Annotated in this window: 20 protein-coding genes; 15 read left to right on the forward strand and 5 right to left on the reverse strand. The window is 59.0% G+C overall.

From position 1 onward, the window contains the following. Nucleotides 1-700: 700 nt before the first annotated feature. The 3 genes from ACTWLJ_RS17795 (at nucleotide 701) to ACTWLJ_RS17805 (ending at nucleotide 4,972) form a co-directional block, all read left to right on the forward strand. On the forward strand, nucleotides 701-2,050 hold the full coding sequence (locus ACTWLJ_RS17795; RefSeq protein ID WP_445177779.1) for a DUF1254 domain-containing protein: 1,350 nt from the start codon (nucleotides 701-703) through the stop codon (nucleotides 2,048-2,050). Continuing rightward, nucleotides 2,047-3,432 carry a DUF1254 domain-containing protein gene (locus tag ACTWLJ_RS17800; protein ID WP_445177780.1) on the forward strand — a complete coding sequence of 462 codons (1,386 nt, stop codon included), beginning with the start codon at nucleotides 2,047-2,049 and terminating at the stop codon, nucleotides 3,430-3,432. The genes ACTWLJ_RS17795 and ACTWLJ_RS17800 overlap by 4 nt, the downstream gene beginning before the upstream one ends. A gap of 337 nt (nucleotides 3,433-3,769) precedes the next feature. Continuing rightward, entirely contained in the window at nucleotides 3,770-4,972 is a 1,203-nt protein-coding gene (locus ACTWLJ_RS17805; RefSeq protein ID WP_445177781.1) for an MFS transporter, read from the forward strand. Here the strand turns inward: ACTWLJ_RS17805 and ACTWLJ_RS17810 are convergent. Then, complete coding sequence (locus tag ACTWLJ_RS17810) at nucleotides 4,969-5,841, reverse strand: undecaprenyl-diphosphate phosphatase (protein WP_445177782.1); 873 nt, start codon at nucleotides 5,839-5,841, stop codon at nucleotides 4,969-4,971. The two genes, ACTWLJ_RS17805 and ACTWLJ_RS17810, sit on opposite strands and share 4 nt — an antisense overlap. Nucleotides 5,842-6,082: 241 nt before the next feature. Continuing rightward, on the reverse strand, nucleotides 6,083-7,939 hold the full coding sequence (locus tag ACTWLJ_RS17815; RefSeq protein ID WP_445177783.1) for a sigma-54-dependent Fis family transcriptional regulator: 1,857 nt from the start codon (nucleotides 7,937-7,939) through the stop codon (nucleotides 6,083-6,085). Between the two features lie 372 nt (nucleotides 7,940-8,311). On the opposite strand from ACTWLJ_RS17815, the gene ACTWLJ_RS17820 reads away from it, so the two are divergent. From ACTWLJ_RS17820 to ACTWLJ_RS17845, 6 genes are read left to right on the forward strand one after another with little or no spacing between them, the layout of a single operon-like run. Beyond that, nucleotides 8,312-9,406 (forward strand): ABC transporter ATP-binding protein, encoded by a 1,095-nt coding sequence (locus ACTWLJ_RS17820; protein ID WP_401218991.1) that lies wholly within the window; start codon nucleotides 8,312-8,314, stop codon nucleotides 9,404-9,406. Beyond that, nucleotides 9,406-10,515, forward strand: a complete 1,110-nt coding sequence (locus ACTWLJ_RS17825) for an ABC transporter ATP-binding protein (protein WP_445177784.1) — start codon at nucleotides 9,406-9,408, stop codon at nucleotides 10,513-10,515. Before ACTWLJ_RS17820 ends, ACTWLJ_RS17825 begins: the two co-directional genes overlap by 1 nt. Then, nucleotides 10,512-11,378, forward strand: a complete 867-nt coding sequence (locus ACTWLJ_RS17830) for a carbohydrate ABC transporter permease (protein ID WP_007912484.1) — start codon at nucleotides 10,512-10,514, stop codon at nucleotides 11,376-11,378. The genes ACTWLJ_RS17825 and ACTWLJ_RS17830 overlap by 4 nt, the downstream gene beginning before the upstream one ends. 9 nt (nucleotides 11,379-11,387) lie before the next feature. Further along, nucleotides 11,388-12,188 (forward strand): carbohydrate ABC transporter permease, encoded by an 801-nt coding sequence (locus ACTWLJ_RS17835; RefSeq protein ID WP_401218996.1) that lies wholly within the window; start codon nucleotides 11,388-11,390, stop codon nucleotides 12,186-12,188. A gap of 10 nt (nucleotides 12,189-12,198) precedes the next feature. Continuing rightward, on the forward strand, nucleotides 12,199-12,471 hold the full coding sequence (locus ACTWLJ_RS17840) for a DUF2160 domain-containing protein (RefSeq protein ID WP_401218999.1): 273 nt from the start codon (nucleotides 12,199-12,201) through the stop codon (nucleotides 12,469-12,471). Nucleotides 12,472-12,519: 48 nt separating this feature from the next. Next, on the forward strand, nucleotides 12,520-14,262 hold the full coding sequence (locus ACTWLJ_RS17845) for an ABC transporter substrate-binding protein (protein ID WP_445177785.1): 1,743 nt from the start codon (nucleotides 12,520-12,522) through the stop codon (nucleotides 14,260-14,262). 273 nt (nucleotides 14,263-14,535) lie between these two features. Here the strand turns inward: ACTWLJ_RS17845 and ACTWLJ_RS17850 are convergent, their stop codons facing one another. The 3 genes from ACTWLJ_RS17850 to ACTWLJ_RS17860 all read right to left on the reverse strand — a co-directional run bounded on the left by ACTWLJ_RS17850 (nucleotide 14,536) and on the right by ACTWLJ_RS17860 (nucleotide 17,106). Beyond that, nucleotides 14,536-14,739 carry a type II toxin-antitoxin system prevent-host-death family antitoxin gene (locus ACTWLJ_RS17850; RefSeq protein WP_445177786.1) on the reverse strand — a complete coding sequence of 68 codons (204 nt, stop codon included), beginning with the start codon at nucleotides 14,737-14,739 and terminating at the stop codon, nucleotides 14,536-14,538. Between the two features lie 262 nt (nucleotides 14,740-15,001). Beyond that, nucleotides 15,002-16,435: a heavy metal sensor histidine kinase gene (locus ACTWLJ_RS17855; RefSeq protein ID WP_445177787.1), complete on the reverse strand. Its 1,434-nt coding sequence runs from the start codon at nucleotides 16,433-16,435 to the stop codon at nucleotides 15,002-15,004. Next, complete coding sequence (locus tag ACTWLJ_RS17860) at nucleotides 16,432-17,106, reverse strand: heavy metal response regulator transcription factor (RefSeq protein WP_445177788.1); 675 nt, start codon at nucleotides 17,104-17,106, stop codon at nucleotides 16,432-16,434. Before ACTWLJ_RS17860 ends, ACTWLJ_RS17855 begins: the two co-directional genes overlap by 4 nt. A gap of 410 nt (nucleotides 17,107-17,516) precedes the next feature. Between ACTWLJ_RS17860 and ACTWLJ_RS17865 the strand changes: the two genes are divergently transcribed. From ACTWLJ_RS17865 to ACTWLJ_RS17890, 6 genes are all read left to right on the forward strand, one after another. After that, a complete protein-coding gene (locus ACTWLJ_RS17865; protein WP_445177789.1) occupies nucleotides 17,517-18,764 on the forward strand; it encodes a TolC family protein in 1,248 nt (415 codons plus the stop codon). 49 nt (nucleotides 18,765-18,813) lie between these two features. Next, entirely contained in the window at nucleotides 18,814-20,007 is a 1,194-nt protein-coding gene (locus ACTWLJ_RS17870; RefSeq protein WP_445177790.1) for an efflux RND transporter periplasmic adaptor subunit, read from the forward strand. Between the two features lie 27 nt (nucleotides 20,008-20,034). After that, entirely contained in the window at nucleotides 20,035-23,187 is a 3,153-nt protein-coding gene (locus tag ACTWLJ_RS17875) for a CusA/CzcA family heavy metal efflux RND transporter (protein ID WP_445177791.1), read from the forward strand. A 287-nt stretch (nucleotides 23,188-23,474) separates the two neighbouring features. Continuing rightward, nucleotides 23,475-23,678, forward strand: a complete 204-nt coding sequence (locus tag ACTWLJ_RS17880) for a co-regulatory protein PtrA N-terminal domain-containing protein (protein WP_445177792.1) — start codon at nucleotides 23,475-23,477, stop codon at nucleotides 23,676-23,678. Between the two features lie 10 nt (nucleotides 23,679-23,688). After that, a complete protein-coding gene (locus ACTWLJ_RS17885; RefSeq protein ID WP_445177793.1) occupies nucleotides 23,689-24,021 on the forward strand; it encodes a DUF2790 domain-containing protein in 333 nt (110 codons plus the stop codon). 447 nt (nucleotides 24,022-24,468) lie between these two features. Further along, a complete protein-coding gene (locus tag ACTWLJ_RS17890; protein WP_445177794.1) occupies nucleotides 24,469-24,849 on the forward strand; it encodes a DUF6124 family protein in 381 nt (126 codons plus the stop codon). The last annotated feature ends 55 nt before the right edge of the window (nucleotides 24,850-24,904 follow it).

Here is a 24,904-nt window from a genome sequence, read left to right on the forward strand (position 1 = left end):
TGCTGGATGTACCGGCCCCTTCGCGGGCAAGCCCGCTCCCACAGGTTTTGTGGTGGATGCAAAGTCTTTTATTGCAGGAGAACTGCCATGCACCACTGGATTTCCGCTGCACTTTACCCGCCGTCGGACCTGCGCCGCTGGGCCAAATAACGCGGTTTTGAGCATCACTGCAGAACCCTGTGGGAGCGGGCTTGCCCGCGAAGGCGGCGTGTCAGGCGACAAGGATGCTGGATGTACCGGCCCCTTCGCGGGCAAGCCCGCTCCCACAGGGTTCTGTGGTGGATGCAAAGTTTTTTATTGCAGGAGAACTGCCATGCACCACTGGATTTCCGCTGCACTTTACCCGCCGTCGGACCTGCGCCGCTGGGCCAAATAACGCAGCTTTGAGCATCACTGCAGAACCCTGTGGGAGCGGGCAAGCCCGCTCCCACAGGGTTCTGTGGTGGATGCAAAGTTTTTTATTGCAGGAGAACTGCCATGCGCCACTGGATTTCCGCTGCACTTTACCCGCCGTCGGACCTGCGCCGTTGGGCCAAATAACGCAGTTTTGAGCATCACTGCAGAACCCTGTGGGAGCGGGCTTGCCCGCGAACGCGGCGTGTCAGGCGACAAGGATGCTGGATGTGCCGGCCCCTTCGCGGGCAAGCCCGCTCCCACAGGTTCTGTGGTGGATACAGTTTTTTATTGCAGGAGAACTGCCATGCGCCACTGGATTTCCGCTATTGCTCTCGGCGTCAGCCTGGGCACCGTACACGCCGCCGACCTCGACCCGACCCAGGCCAAAGCCCTGGCGCAAGAGGCCTATGTTTTTGCCTATGCCACTGTTGAACACGACAAAGTGCTGACTGCCATCGCCGCGAAACTGCCGTTCAACCGGCTCTATAGCGAACCGCGGCTGCTCGGCCCGCAAGACAACAAAGTGGTCTCGCCAAACAACGACACCTTCTATTCCCGCGCCTTGCTCGATTTGCGCGCCGAGCCGGTGGTGCTCGACGTGCCCACCGTCGATGAACGCTATTACAGCTTCCAGTTGGTCGACCTGCGCACCGACAACCTCGACTATATTGGCACCCGCGCCACCGGCAATCAGGCCGGGCGTTACCTGATCGCCGGGCCGGACTGGAAGGGCGAGGTACCGTCCGGGTTCAACGGTGTGATCCGCTCGCCAAGTCGTCTGGTGTTTCTGCTCGGCCGTACCGAAGTCAAAGGTGAGAGCGATCAGAAAGAAGCTGCGCGAGTCTTGATGGGCTACGCCTTGCAACCGCTGTCACGAGTAATCAACAGTCCGGCACCGGTCGCACTGCCAGCGTTGCAGCTGCCGGCCTATCTGGATACCAAACAAGGTTCGGCGCAGGCGCTGTTCAGCACCTTCAATGCCTTGGCGCCGTTGCATCAGTGGACGGCCAGCGAACAGGCGAAGCTCGCCCGATTCGCTGCCATCGGCGTCCAGCCCGGCGCACCATTCGCACCTGCCGAACCTTTGCGTGAGGCGGTTGCGGCGGGTGCCGAGGCCGGGCGCGAACAGGTGCGTGCTGCGTCCAGTCATTTGTCGGTAGAACAGGGGGGCTGGTTCAAGTCTCCGGGTAATCTCGGTAAATACGGCGACGATGACCTAACCCGTGCCGCCGCAGCCTGGCGCTATATCTACGTCAACGATCCGGCCGAAGCGGTGTATCCGTTGGCCCTGCACGATGTCGAAGGGCAAGTGCTCGATGGCCGCCAGGCTTATCGCCTGCATTTCCCGGCCGGGCAGTTGCCACCGGTCAACGCGTTCTGGTCGCTGACGCTATACGACAGCAAGACCCAGTTGCTGGCGAGCAATCCGATCCAGCGCTATGCCCTGGGTGATCGCAGTGCCAACCTGAGTTACGACGCCGACGGTGGTTTGACCCTGCTGTTGCAACCGGACGCCCCGTCCCAGGCGCAACAAGGCAACTGGCTGCCGACGCCGCAAGGTTCGTTCAATCTGCTGCTGCGCATGTACATGCCGAAAGCGGCGGCTCTGGATGGCAGTTATTCGATGCCGACTATTGCGAGAATCGAGCCATGAACCTGACGTTCAGTCGCCGCCGGGTGTTAGGCGGCATGGGAGTAGTGGGCGGCAGTCTGGTGTTTCCGCGCTGGTTGCTGGCGGGCGATGCCGATGAGTTTCAGGCCATTGCGCAGGAGGCGTGGATCTACGCCTACCCGATGCTCATGCACTACCAGACCATGGAAAAGCAGGTACTCAATCCCGCCGCGCCGGAGTACGTCGGCGGCTTCAATCGCTTCCGGCATTACAGCCGGCTCTACACCCCGGCCAACCGCGAAATCGTCACGCCTAACAACGACACGCCGTACTCCTGGGCATGGCTGGACCTGCGCAGCGAACCGCAGGTTTTGAGCGTTCCGGCGGTGGATACTGATCGGTATTACGTGCATCAACTGGTCGATCAGTACACGCACAATTTCGGCTATGTCGGCGTGCTCAGTACCGGGCGCGAGGCCGGTGATTACCTGATCGCCGGTCCGCACTGGCAGGGCAGCGTGCCGAGCGGCATCAAAGCGGTGCTGCGCAGTGAAACCGAGATCGTCATGATCCTCGGCCGTACCGGTTTGAAAGGCCCGGATGACATGCCGGCAGTACGGGCATTGCAGGCGCAATACCGTTTGCAGGGTTTGCATGAATACACCGCCAGTGCCGCGCCAGCAGCTGCGCCAGCGATTGCCTGGCCGATGTGGGACAGCAAGACCGGTTTGGGGCCTGCGTTCATTAGTGTGCTCAATCAGATACTCGCGTTGTGCCCGACGCAACCAGCAGAGCAGGCGTTGCGCGAGCGGTTTGCGCGGATCGGCATCGTGCCGGGACAGGCGTTTGATGTTGCGGCGCTGACGACTGAACAGCGTCAGTCTCTGATCGCCGGGATTCAACAGGCGCAGGCGCAACTGCAAGCAGCAGTGGGCCAGACCAAGACTACTCTCGGCTTGTTCGGCAATCGTCAAGCGATGCATGGCAACTACCTCAATCGTGCGGTTGCTGCACTCATGGGGATCTATGGCAACAGTGTCGAGGAGGCGTTTTACACCGGCGCGCGTCTCGACAATCAGGGCCAGCCTTTGCAAGGCGGTCGAAGCTACCGTCTGCGTTTTGCACCGGGGCAATTACCGCCGGCCAGTGAGTTCTGGTCGCTGACGCTGTATGACTTGCCGGACCGGCAGTTGGTGGCAAATTCGATTGATCGGTATCGCTTGAGCAGCCGCGATCAGTTGCACTTGGATGCTGATGGCGGGCTTATCTTGTTGATGCAGTCGATGGCGCCCGAAGGCGAGCAAAGCAACTGGCTGCCGACGCCACAGGGCGGAGTGTTTACCGTGATTCTGCGGCTGTACGGGCCGGGGCGTGAGGTGGTTGAGCAGCGCTGGGAAATGCCGCGGGTTGAAGTGATTGCTTGAGGTAAATTGATGACCGGGACATCCATCCCCTCACCCGAATCCTCACCCGGATAAAGAGCGGACAGACTGGAGAATGCTCAGGCAATACGCCGACGTGAAAGTGATGCTGTGAATCCATAATCGACTCGGTATTTCAGGTCGATGGATAACGTCGGATCAGATACCTCGGTCGGCTCCCGCTACGGGCGAGAGAGGGCCGGGGTGAGTGCCGTCATCAAAACCAAAGCTTGTTGTTGCATTTGGTGGTCGCGTAAGTCTTGATGTCAGGCGCAGCCAGCACCGGCTGCGGCGCGGGCAGCGGGAAGCTGTTCGGCGACGATCATGAAATGGAGTCACCATGGCCAATCACTATCGCGAACTTCTAACCACCCCCGGTGCCACGGGGTTAGCACTCGCGAGCTCTATTGCCCGACTGCCGCAGGCAATGATCGGCATTGGCATCATTACCATGCTGGTGCAGAAAACCGGTGTTTATTGGCTGGCCGGCGCAGTCGCCGGTACGTTTACCCTGGCCAATGCGTTAATCGGCCCGCACATATCGAAACTCGTCGATCAGCGCGGCCAGAGTCGAGTGCTGCCTGTCGTGACCGCTTTCAGCATTGTCATGTTGCTGGCGCTGATTATCGCCGTCTACCTGGAGGCTCCCGCCGCATGGCTTTTCGTTCTTGCTGCATTGGCGGGGACAATGCCGAGCATGCCCTCGATGATCAGAGCGCGCTGGACGCAGCTTTTCCGTGGCAAGCCGCAATTGCACACGGCGTTCTCTCTGGACACCGTTCTGACCGAACTCGCCTACATTGTCGGTCCGCCACTGGCCATCGGTTTGAGCGTCAGTTTTTTCGCCGAGGCCGGGCCTCTGGTAGCCGTCGCATTGCTGGCGGTCGGGGTGACGGCGTTTCTTCTACAACGCCAGACAGAGCCGAAAGTACACGTTGGCAACAAAACCGGCACATCTTCCACCTTGCTGATCCCCGGCGTTCGCACCATCGTGTTCGCGCTGCTGGCGATGGGCGTGATTGGCGGATCAATCGATGTCGCCGTGGTTGCCTTCGCCAGCGCAGAAGGCTGGCCGGCGTCCGCCAGTTTTATCCTCGCAGCCTATGCGTTCGGCTCCATGGTCGCGGGTCTGACATTCGGCGCACTGAGGGTTTCGTTACCAATAGAAAAGCAGTTCTTTATCGGCATATTGGTGACGGCAGTCACAGCCGTATTGCCGATTTTTTCACCGGACATCTACATCCTTTCCGGGCTGCTGTTTATTGCAGGCATGTCATTTGCGCCAACGATGGTGGTGGTGATGAATCTCGGTACGATCATTCTGCCACCGTCGAGAATCACCGAAGGACTGACGTGGATGACCACGGGCATCAGCATTGGCGTAGCGCTCGGCGGCATGCTCGCTGGCCTGATCATCGATGCATACGGCGCCCGAGCGGGTTTTGCGGTCGGGATTTTTGCGGGGCTGGTGATGGTGATTGTTGTGCTGTTCGGGCTGCGCGCATTGGGGGTCGCCTCAAACACAAGTGTTTATCAGGTTTAGCTCAACAGCCCGGTACTGACCGCCACAATCAGGAAAATCCCCAGCACGGCGCGGTAGATGACAAACGGCCAGGTGGAGAACTTCTCCAGAAAACGCATCAGGCCCCAGATGGCGAAGAACGCCGAGATGCTGGCGATCACCAGACCGAAAATCAGATGCGCCCAGGCTTGCGCCGGCAGTTGCGCATGGAACAACACCCACAGCTCTTTCAGCCCGGCCAGTGCGATAGCCGGCAGCCCCAACAGGAAAGAAAAACGCGCTGCTTCTTCACGTTTGAAATTGAGGAACAGCGCTGCCGTCAGCGTTGAACCGGAGCGCGAAACCCCGGGAATCAGTGCGCCGATCTGCGCAATGCCGACGATCAGCGCATCACGCAGACGCATTTCGCCGACGGTGCGGCGATGGCGGCAACTCAGCTCGGCGGCGGCCAGCAAAACCGCCATCACCACGCAGGAAATCCCGATCACCATCAGGCCGCGCAACGGTGAGTTGCAGGCGTTGAGCGTTGAAGATAAGGCTAAACCGGCGATACCAATCGGGATGGTCGCCAATACGATCGCCACCGCCAATATGAACCACTGATTGTTGAAGTCACGTTGGCGCACCGCATCGATACTGCCGCCGACAACCTGCCTGACGTCGCGCCAAAAGTAGCTGATCACCGCCGCCAGTGCAGCCAACTGCATCGCCGCGGAAAACGCCGAGCCGGGATCTGGCCAGCCAAGCAGGGCGGGGACGATGCGCATATGCGCCGTGGAGGAAACCGGGAGCAACTCGGTAATGCCTTGAATGATGCCGAGGATGCCGATTTGCAGGTAATCCAGAGAGGCAAAACCGATATCAAGGCCGGTCGAACAGATGTTGGTCAAAGCGCTTATACCGTGAGAATGAAGAGGCGGGAGTTGTGGGGCAACGAAGTGCGGTGAAAACGTGAAACATTTCGTCACATTCTAGTCGGTTCGGTCAATGGGGACGTCAGAGGTTTTTGCGGTGCCTGGACTGGCGCCTTCGCGAGCAAGCTCGCTCCCACAGTATCTGTGTCGCACACAAGAGCTATGCAACCACTGAACCTGTGGGAGCGAGCTTGCTCGCGAATTGACTGCGCAGCAGTCAACTTTCCGATTGCCGCAAGCGCTTATAAAGGGTGTTACGACTAACCCCCAACCGCCGCGCCAGATGCGAAATATTCCCCCCGGCCAACTGCAACTCCCGGTTCAACGCCTCACCATCATTCAGATCAACCGCCAACGGCTCAGCCGTCTCAACCGGTTCCATTTCCAGATCGACAAAAAAATCATCCGGCAAATGCTCCGGCCGTACCGGTTGTTCCTCAGCCATCGCCAGCGCCACCTGCATCACGCTGCTGACCTGCCGCAAGTTCCCCGGCCAAGGATGGCGGTCGAACAATTCCAGCACCTCGCGACTCAACCCGGCCCATTGCGCAGGCTCGCGATGCTGTTCCCACAGCCGCTTGAACAACGCCTCTTTATCCGTTCGTTCCCGCAGTGGGGGCAACTCCAGGGTCAACCCGCCAATGCGGTAGTACAGATCCTCACGAAACCGCCCCAGTTGTACCTGCTCCCTTAAAGAACGGTTGGTAGCGGAGATAATCCGCAGATCCACCGCAAACAATTCGCTGCTGCCCACCGGTTGCACACAACGCTCCTGCAATACCCGCAACAACCGCGCCTGAGTCGGCAGCGGCATGTCGCCGATTTCGTCGAGGAACAGCGTGCCTTTGTCCGCCTTGCGGATCAGGCCGATGCTGCCTTTCTGGTTGGCGCCGGTAAATGCGCCTTTCTCGTAGCCGAACAGTTCTGATTCAACCAGTTCGGCGGGGATCGCCGCGCAGTTGACGGCGATGAACGCCTGTTTGCTGCGCGAACTGGCCTGATGCAGTGCTTTGACGAAGACTTCCTTGCCGACCCCGGTTTCGCCGTGGATCAGCAGTGGAATGTCTTTTTCCAATAGGCGCTCGGCCTGACGCACGGCTTTTTCCACGCGACTGTCGCCGAAGTGCAGGGTGTTAAGGCTGATGGCGCTCGAAGTTGCAATCTTCGGCGGTTCAACGACTTTGCTTTCGTCGATAAACATCCTGGGCTGAATCGGTGCCTGTTTAGGCCGCTTCAACACGCATTGAAAACGGTTGCGCCCTGAAGTCTGCAAGGCAAACGGCAATCCGTCGGGTTGATTGAGCAGTTCCAGTAGCGACACTTGGAACAGGCTCTCAACGCTGACACGCGACAACCGCACACCTAGTAGATTGTCAGCGCGGCGATTGGCCGACAGCACCTGACCGCTCTCATCGAAGATCAACAACCCGGCCCATTGACTGTCGAGGTTGCTCAACCCGGTGTTGAACGTCAGTTGAAAATGCTGGCCATGAAACAGATTGAGGATCAGCCGGTTTTCCACGGTCTGGCTCATCATCTTGACCATGCCCAGCGTGTGCGACGGCGGCAGATAGCTGTCGCTGGACACATCAAGCACCGCGATCACTTTGCGCTCGGCGTCGAAGATCGGCGCAGCGGAACCGGTCATGAAGCGGTTGGCTTTGAGGAAGTGTTCATCGTGCTCGATGTGTACCGCTTGCTCGCAGGCCAGCGCAGTGCCGATGGCATTGGTGCCGCTGCAGCGCTCCATCCAGCTTGCGCCAGCACTGAACCCCCGGGCCAGACTCGGATCGATAAAGCGCTGGGTGCCCCACGAAGTCAGCACTTGGCCTTGATTGTCGGCCAGCATGATCAGGCAATTGGAGTTGCTGAGGATGTTTTCGTAGTAGGGCAGCACTTCCTGATGCGTGGTCTGCACCAGCGAATGATGGCTGTTGAGCAAGTGCGCGATGCTTGAGGCCGGCAACTGATCGAACGCCGGAGCGCTTTGATGATTGAGTCCAAACGCCCGACAACGTGACCAGGAACTCTGCACGAGGGCGTCATGGGAAAGCGGCGGGGCAGGTGCGGCCATGGCAGTGGGCCTCTGATGCAGCGATTTTTATTGTTGTTATGAACCCAAATCCTGAACACAACACAGATCGACTGTGGGAGCGAGCTTGCTCGCGAAAGCGGAGTACCCGTCACCGAATCGGCTGAATGGCACACCGCATTCGCGAGCAAGCTCGCTCTCACAGAATCTCCGGTGTTCACCGAAATGAGTCGATAGAGTGTTGTTCACTATTGTTCATTGTCAATCGTCGAACTGTTCAAATGTGTTCAGCAATGAACGCCTGTTACCCGCCGTTTCGGCGATTTTCAACACAAATCAACCACTTGCCATTTCTGGCACGAATGTCGCTCCAGTGCACAGGTCGCTTGACTCCAATAATAAAAAGGCCGAGCCATGTCACTCACCCTGGAGCACGTCAGTCGTACCGTCGAGGGCCAGACCTGGATCGACGATGCGAGCCTGAAATTCGAAGCCGGATCTTTCAACGTTTTGCTCGGCCGCACGCTGTCCGGCAAGACCAGCCTCATGCGTTTAATGGCCGGTCTGGACAAGCCCGACACTGGCCGCATCCTGATGAACGGCGTTGATGTCACCCAGCGCCCGGTGCGTCTGCGCAACGTGTCGATGGTCTATCAGCAGTTCATCAATTACCCGACCATGACCGTGTTCGAGAACATCGCCTCGCCGCTGCGTCAGGCGGGTGTGTCGAAAGACATCATTCACAGCAAAGTGCTGGAAACCGCGAAGATGCTGCGCATCGAGAAGTTCTTGCAGCGTCATCCGCTGGAGCTTTCCGGTGGTCAGCAGCAACGCACCGCCATGGCCCGGGCGCTGGTCAAGGATGCCGAACTGATTCTGTTCGACGAGCCGCTGGTCAACCTCGACTACAAGCTACGCGAAGAGCTGCGCCAGGAAATGCGCGAACTGTTCAAGGCGCGCCACACCATCGCGATTTATGCCACCACCGAACCCAACGAAGCGCTGGCGCTGGGCGGCACCACAACCATTCTTCACGAAGGCCGGGTGATCCAGAGCGGCGTTTCGACTTCGGTTTACCACCAGCCACAAAGCGTGCTGGCGGCGGAATTGTTCTCCGAGCCGCCGATCAACCTGATGCCCGGACGTATCGCCGGCAACGAAGTCAGCTTCGCCAATTTTGTGCACTTCCCGTTGAACGTCGATCTGCGTCCGGTGGGCGAGGGCGAGTTCCGTTTCGGTGTGCGTCCCAGTCATATCTCGCTGGTGCCGAGCAACGATGATGATCTGGAACTGGCGGTAACCGTTGAAGTGGCCGAGATCAGCGGTTCGGAAACCTTCCTGCATGTGCGCAACGAGCATTTCCTGCTGGTGCTGCACCTGCCCGGAGTTCACGAGTACGACGTCGATGCGCCGATCCGCATCTACATCCCGACCCACAAATTATTCGTTTTCGATGCGCAGGGCCGACTGGTGCAAGCACCGGGCCGGCGTGTCGCGAGGGTTGCCTGATGGCCGAAATCCGCTTGCAGCACCTCGCCCACAGCTACAGCAAAACCCCGAGCGGGCCTGATGATTATGCGATCCGCGAGATGGATCACATCTGGGAACAGGGCGGTGCTTACGCGTTGCTCGGGCCTTCGGGTTGCGGCAAATCGACTTTGCTTAACATCATTTCCGGGCTGCTCAGCCCCTCGCAAGGCCATGTGCTGTTCGATGGCAAAGCGGTCAACGACCTGACGCCGGAGAAGCGCAACATCGCCCAGGTTTTCCAGTTTCCGGTGGTCTACGACACGATGACCGTGTTCGACAACCTCGCGTTCCCCCTGCGCAATCAGGGCATGGCCGAGGCGAAAGTCCACAGCAAGGTTCAGGAAATCGCCGAAGTCCTCGACCTGCAAAGCCTGCTGAGCAAGAAGGCGCGCAACCTCACCGCCGACGAAAAACAGAAAGTCTCGATGGGCCGTGGCCTGGTGCGCGACGACGTCTCGGCGATCCTCTTCGACGAGCCGCTGACGGTGATCGACCCGCACCTGAAGTGGAAACTGCGGCGCAAGCTCAAACAGATCCACGAGCAGTTCAACATCACCATGGTCTACGTCACCCACGATCAACTGGAAGCCTCGACCTTCGCCGACAAGATCGCGGTGATGTACGGCGGGCAGATCGTGCAGTTCGGCACGCCACGGGAATTGTTCGAGCGACCGAGCCACACCTTTGTCGGCTATTTCATCGGCAGCCCGGGGATGAATCTGATTGAGGTGCAGTTGCAACCCGGTGGCGTCGGTTTCGCTTCGACGCACCTGCCGTTGTCCGACGCCTTGCAGCGCCATATCGAACACGGTCAGTGGAAAAATCTGAAGGTCGGCATCCGTCCGGAGTTCATTCATGTCTGGGACGAGCCGTTTGATGACGCGATGCAGGCACGGGTCGTACACGTCGAAGACCTCGGCACCTACAAGATCATGACCCTCGACCTCGACGGCGCGCCGTTGAAAGTGCGGCTCGCCGAAGATAAACCGGTGCCGCAGGGCACGGCGTACATCAGTTTTCCGGCGCAATGGCTGATGGTCTACGCCGATGAGTTTCTACTCGAAGCCAGCGAAGAGGTGCAGCCATGAACAAGGTGCAGAACAACAAGGCCTGGTGGCTGGTGTTGCCGGTGTTTCTGCTGGTGGCGTTCAGTGCGGTGATCCCGATGATGACCGTGGTCAATTACTCGGTGCAGGACATCTTCGACCAGTCCAGCCGCTACTTCGTCGGCGCCGACTGGTACAAGCAGGTGCTGCTCGACCCGCGTCTGCATGACTCGTTGTTGCGGCAGTTCATCTACTCGGCTTGCGTGTTGCTGATCGAGATTCCGCTGGGTATCGCCGTCGCCCTGACCATGCCGACCAAGGGCCGCTGGTCGTCGGTGGTGTTGATCATTCTGGCGATTCCATTGCTGATCCCGTGGAACGTGGTCGGCACGATCTGGCAGATTTTTGGCCGCGCCGACATTGGTTTGCTCGGGTCGAGCCTTAATGCGATGGGCATCAGTTACAACTACGCGGCCAACACCATGGACGCCTGGGTCACGGTGCTGGTGATGGACGTCTGGCACTGGACTTCGCTGGTGGCGCTGCTGTGTTTCTCCGGGTTGCGCGCCATTCCTGACGTGTATTACCAGGCGGCGCGGATTGACCGGGCCTCGGCGTGGGCGGTGTTCCGCCACATTCAATTGCCCAAACTGAAAAGCGTGCTGCTGATCGCGGTGATGCTGCGCTTCATGGACAGTTTCATGATTTACACCGAGCCGTTCGTGCTCACCGGTGGCGGGCCGGGCAACGCCACGACCTTCCTCAGTCAGACGTTGACCCAGATGGCTGTAGGCCAATTCGACCTCGGTCCGGCAGCGGCGTTTTCGCTGGTGTACTTCCTGATCATCCTGTTGGTGTCCTGGCTGTTCTACACCGCCATGACTCACTCCGACGCCAACCGCTGAGGCCCGGCCATGAGCAAAAGAAAGCTTATCCCGTTGCTGATCTACATCCTGTTCTTGCTGGTGCCGATTTACTGGCTGCTGAACATGTCCTTCAAGAGCAACACCGAAATCCTCGGCGGCCTGACACTTTTCCCACAGGACTTCACGCTGGCGAACTACAAGGTGATCTTCACCGATCCGAGTTGGTACAACGGTTACATCAACTCGCTGTGGTACGTCAGCCTGAACACGGTGATTTCCCTGAGCGTGGCGTTGCCAGCAGCGTATGCGTTCTCGCGTTACCGCTTTCTCGGTGACAAGCACCTGTTCTTCTGGCTGCTGACCAACCGCATGGCGCCACCGGCAGTGTTTTTGCTGCCGTTCTTCCAGTTGTATTCGTCGATTGGTCTGTTCGATACGCACATTGCGGTGGCGTTGGCGCATTGCCTGTTCAACGTGCCGCTGGCGGTGTGGATTCTGGAGGGTTTCATGTCCGGCGTGCCCAAGGAAATCGACGAAACCGCCTACATCGATGGTTACAGCTTTCCCAAGTTCTTCGTGAAGATCTTCATCCCGCTGATCGGTTCCGGCATCGGCGTCACGGCGTTTTTCTGCTTCATGTTTTCCTGGGTCGAACTGCTGCTCGCGCGCACGTTGACCTCGGTCAACGCCAAGCCGATTGCCGCCGTAATGACCCGCACGGTCTCGGCTTCCGGTATCGATTGGGGTGTGCTGGCAGCAGCGGGGGTGTTGACCATTCTGCCGGGCATGCTGGTGATCTGGTTTGTTCGCAACCACGTGGCCAAGGGCTTTGCCCTCGGTCGGGTCTGAGGAACTGATGATGGAATGGATGAGCTGGACCACACCCACCGCGATTTTCTTCATCGTCATCGGCCTGCTGCTGGTGGGCATGACCACTTGGGAACTGCGTTCGCCGAGCATCCTGCGGCGAGGTTTTCTGCCGATTGCCACCACCCGTGGCGATCGCTTGTTTATCGGTCTTCTCGGCAGCGCCTACCTGCATTTGCTGGTAATCGGCGCCACCGACTGGAGCATCTGGGTCGCGTCCGCGATTTCCCTGGTGTGGCTGTTGGCTGTGATGCGTTGGGGCTAGTCGAATCGCTCGGCAAAACTGCTCCGAAATCTTAAACAGGAGGTCTCTATGTTCGATAACAACAATAAGCTGCGACATAGCATTTCTTTGGCAGCCATGCTCGCACTCAGCGGTTTGAGCGCGTCTGCCTGGGCCGATGCCTACGAAGATGCCGCAAAAAAATGGATCGGCAGTGAGTTCAAGCCATCGACCCTGACGGCTGAACAGCAGCTCGAAGAATTGAAGTGGTTCATCAAGGCCGCCGAGCCGTTTCGGGGGATGGAAATCAAGGTCGTTTCGGAAACCCTGACCACTCACGAATACGAGTCCAAGGTGCTGGCCAAGGCCTTCACCGAAATCACCGGGATCAAGCTCACCCACGACTTGCTGCAGGAAGGCGACGTGGTGGAAAAAATGCAGACGGTGATGCAGTCGGACAAGAATATTTATGACGGCTGGGTCAACGACTCGGACCTGATCGGCACGCACTTCCGGTACGGCAAGACTGAATCGATCACCGACCTGATGGCCAACGAAGGCAAGAACTTCACTTCGCCGACCCTCGACATCAAGGATTTCATCGGCATCTCGTTCACCACCGCGCCGGACGGCAAGATTTATCAGTTGCCCGATCAGCAATTCGCCAACCTTTACTGGTTCCGCGCCGACTGGTTCGAGCGTGCGGATCTGAAAGCCAAATTCAAGGAAAAGTACGGCTACGAATTGGGCGTGCCGGTGAACTGGTCGGCCTATGAAGACATCGCCAAATTCTTCAGCGAAGACGTCAAGGAAATCGACGGCAAGCGCGTTTACGGGCACATGGACTACGGCAAGAAAGACCCGTCGCTGGGCTGGCGCTTCACCGATGCCTGGTTCTCCATGGCCGGTGGCGGCGACAAAGGCCTGCCGAACGGCTTGCCGGTGGACGAGTGGGGCATTCGTGTCGAGGATTGCCATCCGGTCGGCTCCAGCGTGACGCGCGGCGGCGATACCAACGGCCCGGCGGCGGTGTTTGCTACGCAGAAATACGTCGATTGGCTCAAGGCCTACGCGCCACCGGAAGCGGCGGGCATGACCTTTTCCGAATCCGGCCCGGTGCCGTCGCAGGGCAACATCGCCCAGCAGATCTTCTGGTACACCGCGTTTACGGCCGACATGACCAAGGCAGGTCTGCCGGTAATGAACGCCGATGGCACGCCGAAATGGCGGATGGCGCCGTCGCCGCGTGGGCCGTACTGGGAAGAGGGCATGAAGCTCGGTTATCAGGACGTGGGCTCGTGGACGTTCATGAAATCCACGCCTGAGAAACAGAAACTGGCGGCATGGTTGTATGCGCAATTCGTGACCTCGAAAACCGTATCACTGAAGAAAACCATCGTCGGCCTGACGCCGATCCGCGAGTCGGACATCAACTCGCAGGCGATGACCGATCTGGCGCCGAAGCTCGGTGGTCTGGTCGAGTTCTACCGCAGCCCGGCCCGTGTGCAATGGACCCCGACCGGGACCAACGTGCCGGACTATCCTCGTCTGGCACAACTGTGGTGGAGCCACATTGCCGAAGCGGCGAGCGGCGAGAAAACTCCGCAACAGGCGCTGGATGGTCTGGCAAAGGATCAGGACGCGATCATGACTCGCCTCGAACGCTCCAAGGCTCAGGCGGTTTGCGCACCGAAAATGAACCCGGAACGCGACGCGCAATACTGGTTTGATCAACCGGGTGCGCCGAAACCGAAACTGGCGAACGAGAAGCCGCAGGGCGAGACTGTGAGCTACAACGAACTGCTCAAGTCGTGGGCGGATGCGCGTAAGTAAAAGCTGAGTCGGGAAATGCAAACGGCACCGTAAGGTGCCGTTTTTTTTGCTGACTGATCCACCGCATTCGCTGGCAAGCCAGCTCCCACAGGTTTCTGTGGTGTTCACAAATCAGGTGTTCAATCTTGCTTCCACAAGACTTTGAGGTGCCCACAAAACCTGAATACACCAGAGATCACTGTGGGAGCTGGCTTGCCAGCGATGACGGTGGATCTGCCACCCGACAACTGCCTGATGTACTCAACTCCTACATAGCATTGTTCTATGCCAGCCTCATGCTTGAGTTCCATCAAAAGCATCAAGCATGGCATCGGGCAATGGCGAATCGAGATTTTCAGGTAACGCTAATTTGCCTTTCATTGCGCCAATTCGCGGTATGACGATTTTTCGCGTGTGAGCGAGGAGGCGCTGTGCGCGACCTTGGGCTGCCAAAGCATCGACGCCCCCAACCGACTTACAAAAGATATCTCGTTTCATTATTTGCCTCGTTTCGATATTCGATCTGCCAGTGCGCTTACCTTAGAGCTATCCACTTAAGGCTGGCTGTAGGACGAAACGGAGGTTAAAGCGAGAGGTTTCGGAATTTGGGTGCGGACGCAAGCGCATCGGTAGAAAAACGTACAAAACACTCGATTGCGCCCAGGCATTCAACATTGCTATCGACCTAACCGCCGCCATCGCTGGCAAGCCAGCTCCCACAGGTTTTTGTGGTGTTTATAAATTCCGTGCGCACCCGAAATCACTGTGGGAGCTGGCTTGCCAGCGATGGGGCCGTTGGTGTCGCCGCAGGAAAGCCCAGGCGGAATACGGTCATTGCGCCGGGCAGGCTTTTCACCTCGGTCACGCCTTGATGCAGGCTCATGATCGAGCGGACGATGGCCAGGCCCAACCCGGTGCTGCCCTGCGAGCGTGAGCGGCTGCTGTCCACTCGGTAGAAACGGTCAAACAGATACGGCAGATGCTGCGCTTCAATCCCCGCACCGGGATTGCTCACCAGCAAAGACGCCTGAGTCGCGCCTTGCTCGATCAACAACGTCACGGTTTTCCCGCTCGGGCAGTGGCGCAGCGCGTTGGACAACAGATTCGAAATCGCCCGTTGAATCATCAATCGATCACCCAATACCTGCGCGCTACCCAGCACCTTCAAACGGATCTGCCTGTCCTGTGCCGACAGTGAAAACATCTCGGCCACCTTCGACGCCTCTTCCTCCAGAGCAACCGACTCGAACGGCGCCAGTGCCGACGGATGACTGACTTGCGCGAGAAACAGCATGTCCGAAACAATCCGCGCCACCCGCTCCAGCTCTTCGGTACACGACACCAGAACGTCCTGATATTCCTCGGTCGTGCGCTCGCGGGACAAGGTCACCTGCGCCTTGCCCATCAGGTTGTTGATCGGTGTACGCAGTTCATGGGCCAGATCATCGGAGAACTGCGAAAGCTGCTGCACACCAGCATCCAGCCGATCCAGCATGAAGTTGATGCCCCGCGCCAGTTCGCTGAGTTCCTGCGGCATGTTCACTACTGACAGCCGATGGTCGAGGTCCTGGGTCGAGACCATCGCCGCCACTTTGCGAAACTCGCGTAACGGCGCGAGCCCACGTTGCACCGCGCCCCAAGCGGTCAGGCCGATGAACATCAGCAACAGCGGCAAGGCAATCAGCGTCGAGCGCAGATAGGCGCTGAGCAGGGCCTGATCGTGAGCGTTGTCCATCGACAGCAATACCGGCACGCTGCTGCCGTCCTTGAGGCGGATCAGTTTGGACAGCGTGAGGAATTTCGCGTCATCCGCGTCGAAGCTTTCCGAGTAGTTCAGTTGATCGGTGGCGGCCCGCACGGCTTTCAGTTCAACCCGTGGATCGCTCAGACCCGAGCCGGATTTCAGCAGCGGCGAGCGCAGATTCGACGGGGCATAAATCGTCAGCGTGAGGTTGTCATGGCCCATCACCTGATCGAGCAGAATGTGCGGTTTGCCACTGACTTCATTGGCATCGACGTACAGCGACAGGCTGTGCTCGACCTGGGCCATCTTCTTTTCCAGGCTATCGCGGGACAACGCATTCAGCTCATGGGTCAGGGCGAAATACGCGAGGATCGCCAGAAACACCACCAACAGCGCGCCGAGAATACTCACCGTCAAACCGAGGCGCATCGACAGACTGGCCGGCTTCATTCCCGCGCCTCCAGCACATAACCGACACCGCGCAGGGTATGGATCAACTTGTTGTCGAACGGGTCGTCGATTTTTGCCCGCAGGCGGCGGATCGATACTTCGACCACGTTGGTGTCGCAGTCGAAATTCATGTCCCACACCAGCGAGATAATCTGCGTGCGGGTCAACACCTCGCCGGACTGGCGCATCAACAGATGCAGCAGGGCGAATTCCTTGGTGGTCAGGTCGATACGCTGCTCGCCACGGAACGCGCGGTGACGGCCGGGATCAAGCTCCAGATCAGCGACTTTCAGCACCTGCGGCACCGGAATGTTTTCGCTGCGGCGCATCAGCGTACGCACTCGCGCCAACAATTCCGGGAACTCGAACGGCTTGACCAGATAGTCATCGGCGCCCAGATCGAGGCCGTGAATCTTGTCCGCCAGACGCCCGCGTGCGGTAAGCATCATCACCCGCGTTGAATGGGTTCGGCGCAGCTGTTCCAGTACCCCCCAACCGTCGAGTTCCGGCAGGTTCACATCGAGAATCACCAGGTCGTACGCTTGTTGTTGCGCCAGATGCAAACCATCGGCACCGGTGGCCGCGTGGTCAACGATATAACCACTTTCGGTTAAACCCTGATGCAAGTATTCGGCAGCTTTAAGCTCGTCCTCGACGACAAGGATTCGCATGATCTATCACCACTTTTATTTAATGGATATTTAATTAAGGTGGCCGGGAAAGTTGTTGTTTTTGTAGGGTCTTCCAGACGGAGTTCGATAACTGAGTGGCGTGCACGGTAAAGGCTGAAGTGGCTACAGAGTCAACGATTGAGGCCTTTAAATCGGACGTCTGCGACAGCCTGCCGCAGCAAAAATCTCAAAATCTCATGACTTCGATTTCGGCAAGTGCTGTTCGGCAGATAACTTCTGTGTATTTGTTTCCATGTATTGCGGCAATACCGTTGGCACTCAGCATCCTAGAGCAAAACAACTTCGGCAAACCGTGGATAACGGATTTGTAATGTTCCAGTCACCTTGTCGATAAGTTCAAAACCCTACCGTGGCGGCATCAAAGATTCTTGAATAAAGGAAGTCCCCCATTGCCCGGTTTAATACAACTGACGGCGCGATCACGCCTGAAAAAAGCAGCCAGCGGCATCCTGTTGTTGGCCAGTAGCAGTCTTGCCAGCGCATCGACCCTGACGCTGGATCAAGCCCTGCAAAGTGCCTTCGCCGGCAACCCGGAATTTGCCGCCGCGCAATGGGAAATCGGTATCGCCGAGGGCGACCTCAAACAGGCTGGCCTGATCCCCAACCCCGAAGTGTCGTGGGAGGCTGAAGACACCCGACGCAACTCGCGTACCACCACGGTGATGCTTAGCCAGCCGATAGAACTTGGCGGCAAGCGCGGCGCGCGGATTGCCGTCGCCAGCCGTGCGCAGGATGCCGCCGGGATCGAGCTGGAGCGCAAGCGCAATGCCTTGCGCGCCGACGTGATTCAAGCGTTCAACAATGCCCAGACCGCGCAACAACGCTTGCAGTTGTCCCGCCAATCCAGGGAACTGGCCGAGCACGGATTGCGTGTGGCCAAGGGGCGGATCGAGGCCGGTAAATCGTCGCCGGTCGAAGGCACGCGAGCGCAGGTGCAGCTCTCCGAAGTGCGCCTGGAACTGAGCCGCGCCGAGCGCGATCAGGCCAACGCCTGGCAACAATTGGCGCAGGTCATGGGCGCGCCGTTGCCGCCCTCGACCACGGTGCAATCGGCCACACCAAAACTTGCCAGCGTGCCGCCACCCACGCGTTTGCTTGAACGTTTGAACGAGACCGCCGAGCTGCGTCTGGCCAAGTTGCAGATCGATCAACGCGAAGCGTCGTTGGGGCTGGAAAAGTCGCAGCGGATTCCCGATCTGACCGTGAGCATCGGCAGCCAATACAGCGAAACCGAGCGCGAGCGGGTCAACGTGGTCGGGTTGTCGATGCCGATTCCGTTGTTCAACCGCAATCAGGGCAACGTGCTCGCGGCCGCACGTCGCAGCGATCAGGCGCGTGATCTGCGCAACGCCACCGAGTTGCGCTTGCGCACGGAAATCCAGACCAGTCTTGAGCAATGGCAGACCGCCAACGGCGAAGTCCAGGCGCTCGATCAGACCATCCTGCCCGCCGCGCAAAGTGCGGTGGACAGCGCCACACGCGGTTTCGAAATGGGCAAATTTGCCTTCCTTGATGTGCTCGACGCTCAGCGCACGCTGATCGCCGCTCGCAGCCAATACATCCAGGCCGTCAGCGAGGCGACCGACGCTCGTGTACGTATCGAACGGATTTTCGGCGACCTCGCCGGCACTCTCTGAATTTCATCATTTTGATCACTGCGCGATGGCACGGCGCAGAGGAGTTTCCATGGACAAAAAACTGGTTGTAGTCGCTGCGGCGACACTGGCGTTGGGCATCGGTATCGGTTCGATGTGGAGCGGCAATTCATCGACAGAAGCGCACGCGGATGAAGCCTCCGAGCATGCCGATCACGCGGAAGAGAGCAGCGCCAGCGAAGGTGAACACGACGAAGAAGGGCACATCGAATTGAGTGCCGAGCAGATCACCGCCGCCGGCATTCAACTGGCCGAAGCGCGGGCGCAAAATATCAGCCTCGGTTTGCCGTTTCCCGGTGAAGTGCGCTTCGACGAAGACCGCACTGCCCACGTAGTGCCGCGCGTACCGGGGGTGGTCGAGTCGGTGTCGGTCAACCTTGGGCAGACAGTGAAGAAAGGCCAGTTGCTGGCAGTGATCGCCAGTCAGCAGATCTCCGATCAGCGCAGTGAACAGGCTGCCGCGCAACGGCGCCTGACTCTGGCGCGGACCACCTACGAGCGCGAGAAAAAACTGTGGCAGGACAAGATCTCCGCCGAACAGGATTTCCTTCAGGCGCGTCAGGCTTTGGAAGAAGCTGAAATCGCCCTGACCAACGCCCGACAGAAGATCAGCGTACTCAGCGGCAGCGTGGTCGCCACCGGCGGCAATCGCTACGAACTGCGCGCACCGTTCGACGGCGTGGTGGTGGAAAAACACCTGACACCAGGAGAGGTGGTCGACGAAACCACGGCAGCGTTCACGCTTTCGGATTTGTCGCGGGTGTGGGTGACGTTCGGCGTTTCACCCAAGGATCTGACCAAGGTGCAAGTGGGCAAACCGGTCACCGTCAGTGCCCCGGAACTCAACGCGGAAGTCACCGGCAGCGTGGCTTACGTCGGCAGCTTGCTCGGCGAACAAACGCGCACCGCAACAGTTCGCGTGACGCTGGAAAACCCGCAAGGTTCGTGGCGCCCCGGCTTGTTCGTCACCGCGCTGGTCGCCACCGACAGTCGTCAGGCGAAAGTCGCCGTACCGGAAACCGCGATCCAGACCGTCGAGGACAAACCCACGGTATTCGTGCGCACCGATGACGGCTTCAAGGCGCAGGCGGTGGAGTTGGGCAGTCGCGCGGCAGGGCAGGTGGAAATCACCCAAGGGCTGGAAGCGGGCGTGCAAGTCGCCAGCGCCGGCAGCTTCGTCCTCAAGTCGGAGTTAGGCAAGGCCTCGGCCGAGCATTCCCACTGATTCGCCACTTTCGACGAGAAGACTCCCATGTTCGAACGCCTGATCCAGTTTGCCATCGAGCAGCGCATCATCGTGCTGCTCGCCGTTTTGCTCATGGCCGGCCTCGGCATCGCCAGTTACCAAAAACTGCCGATCGACGCCGTGCCCGACATCACCAACGTCCAGGTACAAATCAACACCGGCGCGGCCGGGTTTTCGCCGCTGGAAACCGAGCAGCGCATCACCTTCCCGATTGAAACCGCGATGGCCGGTTTACCGGCGCTGGAGCAGACCCGTTCGCTGTCGCGTTCGGGCCTGTCGCAAGTCACGGTGATCTTCAAGGACGGCACCGATCTGTTCTTTGCTCGCCAACTGGTCAACGAGCGGTTACAGATCGCCAAAGAGCAATTGCCCGAAGGTGCCGAAGCGGTCATGGGGCCGATTTCCACCGGCCTCGGCGAGATTTTCCTGTGGACCGTGGAGACCAAGGAGGGCGCACTCAAAGATGACGGCACACCCTACACGCCGACCGATCTGCGGGTGATTCAGGACTGGATCATCAAGCCGCAACTGCGCAACGTGCCGGGTGTCGCCGAGATCAACACCATCGGCGGTTTCGCCAAGGAATATCAGATTGCGCCGGACCCGAAACGGCTGGCGGCGTACAAGCTGACCCTCACCGATCTGATCACCGCGCTTGAGCGCAACAACGCCAACGTCGGCGCCGGTTACATCGAGCGCAGCGGTGAGCAATTGCTGATCCGCGCGCCGGGCCAAGTGGCAACCACCGAGGACATTGCCAACATCGTTATGGCCAATGTCGACGGTACGCCGATCCGGGTGAAGAACGTCGCCACCGTGGAAATCGGCCGCGAACTGCGCAGCGGTGCGGCCACCGAAAACGGTCGTGAAGTGGTGCTCGGCACGGTGTTCATGCTGATCGGCGAGAACAGCCGCACCGTCTCGCAAGCCGTCGCCAGCAAGCTTGAACAGATCAACAAATCCCTGCCGCAAGGTGTGATCGCGGTGCCGGTTTACGACCGCACGCACCTGGTCGACAAAGCCATCGCCACGGTGAAAAAGAACCTGGTGGAAGGCGCGATTCTGGTGATCGCGATTCTGTTTCTGTTCCTCGGCAACATCCGTGCGGCGTTGATTACCGCGATGGTGATTCCGCTGTCGATGCTGTTCACCTTCACCGGCATGTTCAGCAACAAGGTCAGCGCCAACCTGATGAGCCTCGGTGCGCTCGACTTCGGCATCATTGTCGATGGCGCGGTGGTGATCGTCGAAAACACCCTGCGCAGGCTGGCTCATGCGCAGCAGCATCACGGGCGGTTGCTGACGCGGGCCGAGCGTTTCAAGGAAGTGTTTGCGGCGGCGAAAGAGGCGCGGCGACCGCTGATTTTCGGCCAGTTGATCATCATGGTCGTGTACCTGCCGATCTTCGCGCTGAGTGGCGTTGAAGGGAAAATGTTCCACCCGATGGCGTTCACCGTAGTCATCGCGTTGCTGGGTGCGATGTTGCTTTCCGTGACCTTTGTACCTGCGGCGATTGCGCTGTTTGTGACTGGCAAGGTCAAGGAAGAAGAGGGCGTCGTCATGCGTGGCGCACGTCGCATCTATGCACCTGCGCTGGCCTGGGTTATGTCGCACAAGACGGTTGCCGTGGGCGCTGCGCTGGGTGTGATTGTGCTCAGCGGCGTGGTCACCAGTCGTATGGGCAGCGAGTTTGTGCCAAGTCTCAGTGAGGGCGATTTCGCCCTGCAAGCCCTGCGCGTGCCGGGCACCAGTCTGACGCAATCGGTGGACATGCAGCAGCGACTGGAGACGTTGATTCTCGCCAAGGTCCCGGAAGTCGAGCGCGTGTTCGCCCGTACCGGTACTGCCGAAATTGCTTCCGACCCGATGCCGCCGAACATCTCCGACAGCTACGTAATGCTCAAGCCCAAGGATCAATGGCCAGACCCGGGCAAGTCTCGCGAAACCCTGATGGCCGAACTGCAAGCCGCCGCCGCGTTGCTGCCGGGCAGCAACTATGAACTGTCGCAGCCGATCCAGTTGCGCTTCAACGAACTGATCTCCGGCGTGCGCAGCGATGTCGCGGTCAAGGTGTTTGGCGATGACATGGACGTGCTCAACGCCACCGCTGCGAAGATTGCTGCGGCGATGCAGAAGGTCAACGGCGCCTCGGAAGTGAAGGTCGAGCAAACCACCGGGCTGCCGGTGCTGACCATCAATATTGACCGAGACAAGGCTGCGCGTTATGGACTTAACGTCGGTGATGTGCAGGACACCATTGCCGTCGCTGTAGGTGGGCGTCAGGCCGGAACGTTGTACGAAGGTGATCGACGTTTCGACATGGTCGTGCGTTTGTCCGATGCCATGCGCAAGGACATCGACGGCTTGTCGGCACTGCTGATTCCAGTGCCGGCGCCGGTTAATGGCGACGCGGGACAGATCGGATTCATTGCCTTGAAAGACGTCGCCAGCCTCGATCTGGTGCTCGGGCCGAATCAGGTCAGCCGCGAAAACGGCAAGCGTCTGGTGATCGTCAGTGCCAACGTGCGCGGTCGCGATATCGGTTCGTTCGTCAGCGAGGCGGGTGAAATGATCGAGCGCGACGTGCAGGTGCCGGCCGGTTACTGGACCAGTTGGGGCGGGCAGTTCGAGCAGTTGCAATCAGCGGCCAAGCGCTTGCAGATTGTGGTGCCGGTGGCGTTGCTGCTGGTGTTCGGGTTGCTGTTCATGATGTTCAACAACCTCAAGGATGGTCTGCTGGTATTTACCGGGATTCCGTTTGCGTTGACTGGCGGGGTCATGGCGCTGTGGCTGCGCGATATTCCGTTGTCGATTTCGGCGGGTGTCGGGTTTATCGCGTTGTCGGGTGTGGCGGTGCTCAACGGCCTGGTGATGATCGCGTTTATCCGCAATCTGCGGGAGGAGGGACGCTCGCTGTCGGATGCGATCAACGAAGGTGCGCTGACACGGTTACGCCCGGTGTTGATGACGGCACTGGTGGCATCGCTGGGCTTCATCCCCATGGCCCTCGCGACCGGTACAGGCGCGGAAGTGCAACGGCCATTGGCGACGGTGGTGATCGGCGGAATCCTGTCGTCAACCATCCTCACACTGCTGATCTTGCCGGCCCTCTACCAACTTGCCCACCGCCGCGACGAGGACCCGATCCCCACCCAGTAATCTGCTTTCAGGCTCCTTACTCATCAGTGGTGAGGAGCCTCTGTGGCGAGGGGATTTATCCCCGTTGGACTGCGCAGCAGTCCCCTGTTTTTTCGGATGAAAAGCTGGGGCCGCTGCGCGACCCAACGGGGATAAATCCCCTCGCCACAGGGTATTTCTTCTGCCGGAAAAAATGCTGAGCGCAGGTCTGTTTCGCTAGATAACGGATATGTAATTTCCACGCCACCGTCACGAAAGGTTCGGCTTGTTACCTTGATCCCGTCAGCTACTTAAACGAGGAATCAAACATGAAACTTGCACAAATCGGCGCTTTTGCCGCAGCTCTGGTGATGTCTTCCCTGGTCATGGCCGAGGGCGGCGGCGACCGCACTTTCGAGCGGATGATGACCAACAACGACCGCTCCGTGGAGCTGTTCGTCGCCAAGGAAAAAGCCGCCACCAACCCAGTGGTCGTCAACGAAAAGAAAGACGAAAAAACCAAAGACCTGTGAGGACATGCAGATGAATATTTTCAGACTTCTCGCGTTCACCGGTGCCATGGTCGTCTCCCTGAATGCGCTGGCCGAAGGCGGCGGCGACCGCACCTTCGAGCGCGCATTCAGCGCCAACGCCAAAGCCATGGAGCAATACGCGGCCGAAAAAGGCAAAGCGGCGCCAGTGGTGAAGGACTATGAATACGGCATGAAGCTGGATGTGGTGAAAATAGTCAGCGTGGTGAAGCCGCAGGCAGCCTGTGCGGTCGTCCCTACGGCCATGACCTACGAAGATTCGAACGGACAGCTCAATACCCTGAAATACAGCGTGGCGGGCGTCTGCCGCAACAGCGGTGGCTGAGGCCCCGCAACCCACTGTAGGAGCTGCCGAAGGCTGCGATCTTTTGATCTGGTTTTTTAACAAGCCAAAGTCAAAAGATCGCAGCCTTCGGCAGCTCCAACAGTTCGTATTTCAATTCGGGATGTTTAAGGGTTGTTTAGGAATTGCGGAACCTTCCCACAATGTTTTCAGGTTGTCCGTCGGACGTCGGGTCTCTAGCCTGTGTGGGTCGCTGCCAATTCAGCGATCGGGTTTGGAACCCCGGAACCCCCCAAGGCGCATATCTGGCTTTCATGACGTATGCTGCGCACCTTCATGGTGTGCAATTCGTTATGGCGGCTGTGCGCAGGAGACTTCGAGTCTGTCGGGTTTCTTGGTGGCCCGGGTTCCAACCTGCGTACAGCTGCCACCTCTTCGATTGGAACCGGATGGGTCAGCTTTAACCATGACTCTTTAGAGTAAAACACCATGATTAAACCAACGCCCAACCCACCCGAAGCAACTGCTGAAGTCGATACCGACCCAACATCCCCTTACGCGTCCATCGACACCAAAAAGCTCCACGAAGCCGCCGAACGCGCACTCGATTTCTACCTCAACCCCGCCGCCCAGGTCATGGCCACGCCTTACACGCCAAACGACCTCTACTACGTCAATCCCAAGGCCGACACCGGAACCCTGCTGGTCAACGCCTGCGAATCCCTGGCCTCGGCCACCGTCATGCTCGGCGACTTCGCCGCGCTGCTGGAAGGCACGCACCGCAAGACGCTGCTCGGTATCGCGCAGGTGGTGATGCTGGGAGAGTTGGCGGTGAACAAGGCGCTGGATAACGTCGAGCCCGCTGGCTAATCGATGAGGTCGGGCAGGCACAAAAAAACGCGGCGCTAGAAGGGCCGCGTTTTTA

It is taken from the genome of Pseudomonas sp. McL0111, assembly GCF_052567255.1.